Source organism: Streptomyces sp. NPDC001732 (assembly GCF_053596315.1).
Genome location: NZ_JBSFFY010000073.1, coordinates 22,104 through 29,621, shown reverse-complemented (window position 1 = coordinate 29,621; position 7,518 = coordinate 22,104). Strand labels below are relative to the sequence as shown.

At 68.8% G+C, this 7,518-nt stretch carries 8 protein-coding genes and 2 pseudogenes; 3 read left to right on the top strand and 7 right to left on the bottom strand.

Going from position 1 to position 7,518, the window contains the following annotated elements; genetic code table 11:
* Positions 1-135: 135 nt before the first annotated feature.
* Positions 136-1,362 carry a thiolase family protein gene (locus tag ACWCXX_RS35590; protein WP_451134612.1) on the bottom strand — a complete coding sequence of 409 codons (1,227 nt, stop codon included), beginning with the start codon at positions 1,360-1,362 and terminating at the stop codon, positions 136-138.
* A pseudogene (locus tag ACWCXX_RS35585) lies at positions 1,359-1,562 on the bottom strand (fumarylacetoacetate hydrolase family protein); the annotation flags it as partial. The gene ACWCXX_RS35590 and the pseudogene ACWCXX_RS35585, both read right to left, overlap by 4 nt.
* Before the next feature lie 20 nt (positions 1,563-1,582).
* Between ACWCXX_RS35585 and ACWCXX_RS35580 the strand changes: the two are divergent.
* The 3 genes from ACWCXX_RS35580 to ACWCXX_RS35570 all read left to right on the top strand — a co-directional run bounded on the left by ACWCXX_RS35580 (position 1,583) and on the right by ACWCXX_RS35570 (position 3,009).
* Positions 1,583-1,786, top strand: a complete 204-nt coding sequence (locus ACWCXX_RS35580; RefSeq protein ID WP_451134616.1) for a transposase — start codon at positions 1,583-1,585, stop codon at positions 1,784-1,786.
* A gap of 138 nt (positions 1,787-1,924) precedes the next feature.
* The gene (locus tag ACWCXX_RS35575) at positions 1,925-2,407 is read left to right on the top strand and encodes an IS3 family transposase (protein WP_451134610.1); all 483 of its coding nucleotides are present in this window, start codon (positions 1,925-1,927) and stop codon (positions 2,405-2,407) included.
* Positions 2,408-2,421: 14 nt separating this feature from the next.
* Positions 2,422-3,009 carry a TetR/AcrR family transcriptional regulator gene (locus ACWCXX_RS35570; RefSeq protein WP_451134608.1) on the top strand — a complete coding sequence of 196 codons (588 nt, stop codon included), beginning with the start codon at positions 2,422-2,424 and terminating at the stop codon, positions 3,007-3,009.
* Between the two features lie 413 nt (positions 3,010-3,422).
* Here ACWCXX_RS35570 and ACWCXX_RS35565 read toward each other — a convergent pair whose 3' ends face one another.
* The 5 genes and pseudogenes from ACWCXX_RS35565 to ACWCXX_RS35545 form a co-directional block, all read right to left on the bottom strand.
* A complete protein-coding gene (locus ACWCXX_RS35565; RefSeq protein ID WP_451134606.1) occupies positions 3,423-3,566 on the bottom strand; it encodes a hypothetical protein in 144 nt (47 codons plus the stop codon).
* A 129-nt stretch (positions 3,567-3,695) separates the two neighbouring features.
* On the bottom strand, positions 3,696-3,992 hold the full coding sequence (locus tag ACWCXX_RS35560) for a hypothetical protein (RefSeq protein ID WP_451134604.1): 297 nt from the start codon (positions 3,990-3,992) through the stop codon (positions 3,696-3,698).
* Positions 3,944-4,195: pseudogene (locus tag ACWCXX_RS35555) on the bottom strand (transposase); the annotation flags it as partial. The gene ACWCXX_RS35560 and the pseudogene ACWCXX_RS35555, both read right to left, overlap by 49 nt.
* 210 nt (positions 4,196-4,405) lie before the next feature.
* Positions 4,406-5,299 (bottom strand): NAD(P)-dependent oxidoreductase, encoded by an 894-nt coding sequence (locus ACWCXX_RS35550; RefSeq protein ID WP_451134602.1) that lies wholly within the window; start codon positions 5,297-5,299, stop codon positions 4,406-4,408.
* A gap of 49 nt (positions 5,300-5,348) precedes the next feature.
* Positions 5,349-6,494, bottom strand: coding sequence for an FAD-dependent monooxygenase (locus ACWCXX_RS35545; protein WP_451134600.1), 1,146 nt, complete (start codon positions 6,492-6,494; stop codon positions 5,349-5,351).
* Positions 6,495-7,518 lie beyond the last annotated feature (1,024 nt).

Sequence of the window (7,518 nt, the reverse complement as noted above, 5' to 3'; positions counted from 1 at the left end):
CAGGGCGTCCATGGCGGCGAGGTCGGCGGGGTCGGAGACGGAGGTGTACCGGTTGTAGGGCACGCCGTCACGGATGGCGGGCGCGTAGTCGCCGCCTGCGCAGCGCGGACAGGATCAGGTCGGCGTAGCCGGGTGTCATCGTGTTCTCCCCAGGATGGTCACGGCGGCCACCGCCTCCTCGATTCCGTAGAGGCCGCCGCCGTTCTCGGCGATGGCGATGCGCGCGTCGGGGACCTGGCGCTCGCCCGCCCGGCCGCGCAGTTGTGTGACCAGTTCGAAGATCTGGGCCAGTCCGGTGGCGGACACCGGGTGGCCGCGCGATTCGAGTCCTCCCGACGGGTTCACCGGAACGGTGCCACCGAGCGCGCCGGCGCCCGCGGCCGACCACGGGCCGCCGTCGCCGATCGGGCAGAAGCCCAGGTTCTCCACCTGCTGAATCTCGCCGAAGGCGGTGGCGTCATGGACCTCTGCCACATCGACGTCCTGCGGACCGATGCCGACCTTCTCGTAGGCGGCGAGCGCGACCAGGCGGCCGATGTGCCGCCCAGCGTCGTCCGCCGCCCGGTCGGTGCCCGACAGCAGGACACTGCTCAGCACCGCCACGGCCGACCCGTCATGGGCGAAGTCGGCCCGCGCCACGACGACGACGGCGGCCCCGTCGCTGACCGGTGAGCACATCGGTACCGTCAGCGGCCACGCCACCCGCCGTGCCGCCAGGACCTCCTCCGTGGTGAACGCCCGGCGGAAGTGGGCCCGGGGGTTGTGGACGGAGTGTGCGTGGTTCTTCGCCGAGACCGCGGCCAGGTGGGCTTCGGTGGTGCCGAAGCGCTGCATGTGGGCGCGGGCCAGGGCGGCGTAGATCTCCATGAACACCGACCGGTCGCCGTCCACGGTCAGTTCGGGCGGCAGTGGGCCGGTCAGGGCGGCGAGCGCGGCCAGGGGCTCCTCGCGGTGGGCGATGTTCATGGCCCCGTCGAACACCGCCAGCCCTTTGGCGGGATCGGCGTGGACGAGCTTGTCCACGCCGACGGCCAGGGCGACGTCCGACAGGCCCGCCCGTACGTGGGCGATCGCCAGCCACAGGGCCGTGGCGCCGCCCGCGCAGGCGTTCTCCACGTTCACCACGGGTATCCCTGCGAAGCTGTACGGGTGCAGGGCGACCTGGCCGGGGATCATGTGCTGGCCGTCGATCGCCTTCTGGCTGACCGCGGCATGGAAGACGGCGCCGATGTCGGCCGGGACAAGCCCGGCGTCGCGCAGCGCCTCGTGCGCGGCCTGGCCGGCGAGGTCGCCGGCGGAGCGGTCGAGGTGACGGCCGAAGGGGGTGGCGCCGACGCCGAGGATGAGTGGTTCGCGGTTCATGACACCACCCGGTTGCGCAGCACGCCCAGGCCGGAGACTTCGAGTTCCATGGTGTCGCCCGGTTCCAGGAAGCGGCCGTGCTCCAGCCCGCAACCGGTGGGCACGGTGCCCGAGCACAGGACCTCTCCGGCGTGCAGCCGGGTCGACCGGGAGGCGAAGGCGATCATGTCGGCGAAGCTGTGGTGCATATCGGCGGAGGTGCCCCGGCTGAAAGCTCGGTATCGGTTCCCGCAAGACGCTGCGGAACTGGGTGAAGCAGCATGAGATCGACGCGGGGGCCCGCCCGGGGACGACGACGGAGGAGTCCGCCCAGCTCAAGGCGTTGAAGAAGGAGAACGCCGAACTGAAGCGGGCGAACGAGATCCTCAAGGCGGCGGCGAGTTTCTTCGCGGCCGGGCTCGACCGACCCCACACACGCTCGTAGCGTTCATCGACGAGCACCGGGACCGCTTCGGCGGCGTCGAGCCGATCTGCAGGATGCTCACCGAGCACAACTGCCAGATCGCACCCTCCACCTACTACGCCCACAAAAAAACGCCTGGCCGCTCCGTCGCCGCGCTCGGTGCGGGATGCGGAGCTCAAGGAGCTGATCAGTCAGGTCCACACCGCCAACTACCGCGTCTATGGGGCCCGGAAGATCTGGCGCGAGCTGAACCGGCAGGGGCATACCGCAGCCCGCTGCACCATCGAACGCCTGATGCGCGAACTCGGTATCCAGGGCGCGGTCCGCGGCAAACGCGTGAGGCCGACCGGGCTCCGGACCGTCTCGACCGCGCCTTCGTCACCCAGGCCCCGAACCGGTGGACCGCCCCGAAAGCCCGGAACTGATCTCGCCGAACTCAGGGGCGTGTGCCAGTACCTTCACTCGCTATCCGCGCCGGATCAGAGCGACGGCAACGGCCAGACCACCGAATCCCTGCTCCGACCACGATCACACTACGTGGACTCACGCCCTGCGCGTGACGTCCCTGCACCTACTGCACCTACCCTCTACATCTGCAGCAATCACCAGAAATGCTACACCTGTAGAGTGGAGTGGTCGTAGAGAGGGAGGAAACAGTGGCCGAACGCACGACAAGGCGGCAGGAACTGGCTGATGCGGCGATAAGCACGCTGGCCCGGGCGGGGATGCGAGGGCTGACGCACCGCGCGGTCGACGAGGCCGCTGGTGTACCGACCGGCACCTGCTCGTACTACTTCCGCACCCGGCAGGCGCTCCTGCAGGCGGCGGTCGAGCGGTTGGCCGAGGCGGACACTGCAGACCTGGCCGATCGCCCCGTCATAGCCGAGCCAGCGGACATTGCCCAGGTTGCTACGGTCGCTGCCGATCTCGTCGAACGCTGGGTCGCCGAAGGTCGCGAACGCATGCTTGCCCGCTACGAACTATCCCTGGAGTCCACGCGTCGCCCCGAGCTGCATGCCGTTCTCGTCGCCGCAGGCAAAGCCCACCGGGCCGTAGCACAAAATTTACTCACCGCTGCGGGTGCATCCGATCCGCCGTCACAGGCGCCGATATTCGTGGCCTTCCTGGACGGCCTCGTCTTCGACCATCTGGCAGGCGCAGGCGCACTCCCCCTGACAACCGAGGAGCTCCGCAGGCACCTTCTCGATCTGCTCTACGGCTTCATCAGGCCGTTTCACCCATGAGTCGGACACGACCTACGACTAACACCACTCTTCTGCACAGCAGGCACCACTCGGTCAGAGGTTTACGAGGACACCGGTGTTCCTGCCGCGATCCCTCGGACTGCATGGCCGCCGGGAGGCGGCCCGGCCGGGTGTGATGGGACTGTCGTCAGGGCAAGCCGAGCGCCGTAGCCGCCTGCGGCCGGTACCGCGGATGCGTGAGCGAGCCCGAACCAGCTGGTTGTACCCGCCTGGTGGGTCCGCCATCGCCGTCTTGTCGGGTGCGGGCCCGCCCGCGCCGGGCCCGCGATCCTGCCGTCGCCGGTGACGTGTGTTGTCTGGTTCGGTTCCATGCCCGGCGGTTGCAGCCGCGGGAACAGTGCCGGATGGTATGAGGGCATCTGCTCCGGGCGGGCCCGGCACGGTGTGTGCGGTCACCGGAGGGAGAAGCTGGCGAGTTCCCAGCCGAAGCCGGTCAGCAGGTCTCCGCCCGGTGCCACCGCCACCGCGCGGACAGGTGCGGGGAACATCACGACAAAAGCGGCCTGCTGTCCGGTGGCCAGATCCCACACTGGCACCACCTAATCGAAACCTCCGGTGACAACGGCGGGACGGCCGTCCACCGCCGCCGTCGCCACCGCACGGACTGGGTTGGTGTGGCCGGTCAGGGCGTGCCGGAGCTGCGGGGTAACCAGGCCGCCCGTGGCTCAGTCCACAGCCCATCGCGTCGCTGGCTCGCCCTCCACCGGCACGGCTGTGATCCGTGCCGCCAACGCCGCATCCCCGTACCGGGCTGCGTCCAATGCCAGCAACTGCCGCCGCACCCCAGCCCCCGCCTCCCGGTACACCGCAGCCGACGGCACCTCCTCCCGACCCGCCGCACCGCCCAGCGCCGCCAGGACCCGTTCCGGGTTGGCAGTCACCAGCCAGCCCGGATCGGTCAACCACCCACCTGTCACCGCATTTTCACGGCACGGACCGACGCTTTGAAGATCGTCAGACATGACGGGCATCGCAATCGCCCACTGCCACCAGCCCACCCCCAAACAAACACTGGGAGACCGTCTCGTTCACCGGCGTCGACCTCAGCCTGGCTGACCCACAGCCGTACCGCGGTCTCGGTCAGATCGAAGTCCTTAGCGATCTGACCGACCGAGCGGTCACCACGCCGGCACAGCCCGACGATCTCGGCCTTGAACTCGGGCGTGAACGAACGGCGAGGGCGAGGCTTCTTCTTCCCTCATGCTCTCCATGATGGACATCCTCCCGGGGCAGAACCCCTGATCTCGAATGTCCGTCAAAGCGGATCAAGCCCAGTCCGCACAGAGCAGCAGACACCCGACTGGAAGGCCCGCTACGCCCTTCGCTCAGGGCGGCCAACGCAACACCACCGGTCAGGGCAGCTGGTGGCTGTCAGTCACGGCGTGGGATGACGAAGCTGTTCGATGACCGCTGCGTAGCTGTTGCTGCCGTGCCCCTTGGCTACGGCCCTTTCGGCCAGCGTCATGAGGAGTTCGGGTAGTTCGGCGTTGATGTCGGCGGCGTGGCTTTCGTGGAGGAGGTGTTTCATTCCGGCCAGGTTCGTGTTGACGGTGGATTCGGTGGCCTCGTAGGCGCCATCGTCGATCTGCTGCGCATAGCCGGGCACCCAGTCAGCTACGGTTTCGATGCCCGTCTTGGCGAAGCGGGCGAATGCGGTCGCGGGGATTCCTGCCTTGCCGAGCAGGGCAGCGCCATGCAGGAAACCGTTGAGTGTGCTCCACACCAAACTCAGTGCGGCCGCGTCGAACAGGGACGGCAGGCCATGGTCTGCGCCGACGTACACGGGGCCGCCGAGACTGCTGAGTACCTGTTGGTGCTGGTCGAATGCGGTAGTTGGACCGCTGTAGAGGATGGTGGCGTTCGCGGTGCCGATGGCCGGGGGTACGGCCATGATCGCGCCGTCGAGGTAGGTGGCGCCTTGATGCACCGCCCACTTGGCCGTCTCGCGGGCCTCTTGTGAGGTGCCCGAGGTCAGGTTGACCAGGGTGCGGTTGGCCAGGTCCCGGCTCACGGGTTCGAGGATGTCACGCACGGTGTCGTAGTCGGAGACACAAATGACCACGAGCGGGCCGGCCGTGACGGCGTCACGGACGGTCCAGGCGAGCTGCGCGCCCCGCGCGGTGAGGGGTTCGGCCTTGGTGTGGGTGCGGTTCCACACGGTGGTGGGGTGGCCTTGTCCCAGGAAGGCCGCGGCGAGGGCCTGGCCCATAAGGCCCAGGCCGAGGACCGAGAGGGGGGTAAGGCCGGTGTCGGTGTCGAGGTCGTGCATCTTGTGCTCGCTTCCGGTGAATCGGCGTGGGTGGAGGGGGGCCTGGGGGTCAGCTCGTGGTCTCGGGCAGCCGCCAGGAGGTGCGCAGCTGGCGTACCAGGACGGAGGCCGGGGCCAGGCGGACAAGGGTGTTGCGTACCCGGGTGCGTGTGGGGGTGCTCCAGTGGGCGATGCGTCCGAGCTGGTGGGCGGCCTTGACGACGGCGTTGGCCCTGGGCTGGCGGAAGCGTTCGTAGCGGCGCAGGGCGTCGGGAGTGGGACCGTACTCGGTGATCAGGTCGGTGAGGGCGAGAGCGTCCTCGATGGCCTGGCACGCGCCCTGGCCCAGATTGGGGGTCATGGGGTGGGCGGCGTCGCCGAGCAGGGTGGTGCGGCCCCGGCCCCACTGCGTGACCGGCGGGCGGTCCCGGATGTCGTCGCGTCGGACGGCGCTGACGGGGGTGTCCCTGACGGCCTGGCGGACGTAATCGGGGAACTCGGCCGTGGCCCGGGTGAGCGCGGCACGGGTGTCGCTGTCCTTGCCGCCGGCGGGGCCGTTGGCGCACAGGAACCAGTACAGGCGGCCACCGTCGATGACGCATCCGCCGAAGCGGCGGCCCGCTCCCCACATCTCTCCGAACCAGTCGCCAGGCAGGGGGTTGGCATCGGTGACGCCGCGCCAGCAGTAGTAGCCGCTGTAGCTGGGTGCCTGGACGCCCAGCAGCGCGGTTCGGACGGTGGAGCGCAGGCCGTCCGCACCGACCAGCACGGAACCGCGTACTTCCTGTCCGTCGGCGAGGGTGACGGTGGCCTGTTCGGGGTCGACGGCGGTGACGGCCGAGGCGAGCCGCAGTTCGCTGGTGCCGAGCTGTCCGACCAGCGCCTGGTGGATGGTGGCGCGGTGCAGGCCCAGAGTGGGGGCACCGACCTCCGCCAGCAGGACGCTGGCCTGGGCGGGGCTGGGCTTCAGCAGCACGCGGCCGCGGGCATCGTAGACCGCGGCCGTGGATAGCCGCGCGCCGACGGCTTCGAAAGGCTCGGCCAGGCCCAGGCGGCGCAGCGCGATCAGCGCGTTGGGCTGCACAGTCAGGCCGGCCCCGACAGGGGCGAGTTGCTCCGCCTGCTCTAGGACGACGGCCGGAATGCCGCGGCCGGCGAGTCCCGCCGCGAGGGTGAGTCCGCCGATGCCTGCTCCGGCGATGAGTACGTGGTCCATAAGGTGATTTCTCTTTCGGTTCTTGCCAGGTTCTGGATCCAGTGCAGCAGCCTGGTGCACAGTTCGGCCGGGTAGAGGTCGAGTCCGTCCGGGCCGGCCGGATGCTCGAAGATCAGAGCGCCGATGGAAGCCATGAGTGTTTTCGCGCGCTACTCCGGCTCGGGGATGTCGACCGCCATAGGCGGGTCGACGACCGGCCGTCGCATTCCCGGCTGCGGTCTTCAGTACCGACCGCAGTTCGGGCCTGCGTGTCGCCTCAAGGGCGGGTTCGTGGCGTGCCGTCGTGCGCAACGCACCTGGGCTGGCCAGTGCTCCAGGACGGCCACTGCTGCCTCGGCGATCTTCTCTACCGAGGTGATGCCCGTCAGCAGCAATGTGGCGGGCTTACAGGAGCACCTGCCGAGTCCTGAAGCAGGAGGAGCAGGAGCCTTCCGCCAGCCCCGCCCGCTGGTCGACGGCTCGGTGGGTCAGTCCCCCGCGTACCCGTCGCGGCCGGCGCCTTGATCGCCGCGTCGGCCGGCTGCTTCCGTCGTGTCGAGCTCTCCGTCACAGTCGTTCCCGTCCACACGCTCAATTCCTCTACAGACGTAGAGTACCCCTAATTGCTACAGCTGTAGAGGCCGGGGGTGGGTCCACTGCTGCGTATGTCGAACTGCCAGCGGCCCAGGAAGTTGATATGCCAGTCCTTGAGCGCTGAAAGCCGGGCGACACCCACGCCCTTGACGTCGCACCCGCGACCACCACGCCACTCGCCCCACCGCGGATCGTCGAGGATCGGCTCCGGGGCCCAGCAGCTTCGGGAATGGATTGCTCAGGCTGGGAGGATGCGGCTATGGGGACCGCCAATCCGTCCGAGCTGTTAGGGTCTTTCGTTTGGATCACTTCCGCTGGCCGAGGTAGTCGCTGATGATGTCCATGTGACTAACCGCATCAGCGCTCTGATCTCGGCCTTCGGCGTCCTTGCCAGCGTGATGCTGCTCGTTCTTGCCGTTCGTGAGTACCGCTCTGGGGCCTCAGCTTTCTG

Excerpts from the sequence above, each read along its gene's own strand:
- ACWCXX_RS35590 (WP_451134612.1), bottom strand. The coding sequence starts at position 1,362 with ATGAACCGCGAACCACTCATCCTCGGCGTCGGCGCCACCCCCTTCGGC.
- ACWCXX_RS35560 (WP_451134604.1), bottom strand. The coding sequence starts at position 3,992 with ATGTCTGACGATCTTCAAAGCGTCGGTCCGTGCCGTGAAAATGCGGTG.
- ACWCXX_RS35550 (WP_451134602.1), bottom strand. The coding sequence starts at position 5,299 with ATGCACGACCTCGACACCGACACCGGCCTTACCCCCCTCTCGGTCCTC.
- ACWCXX_RS35545 (WP_451134600.1), bottom strand. The coding sequence starts at position 6,494 with ATGGACCACGTACTCATCGCCGGAGCAGGCATCGGCGGACTCACCCTC.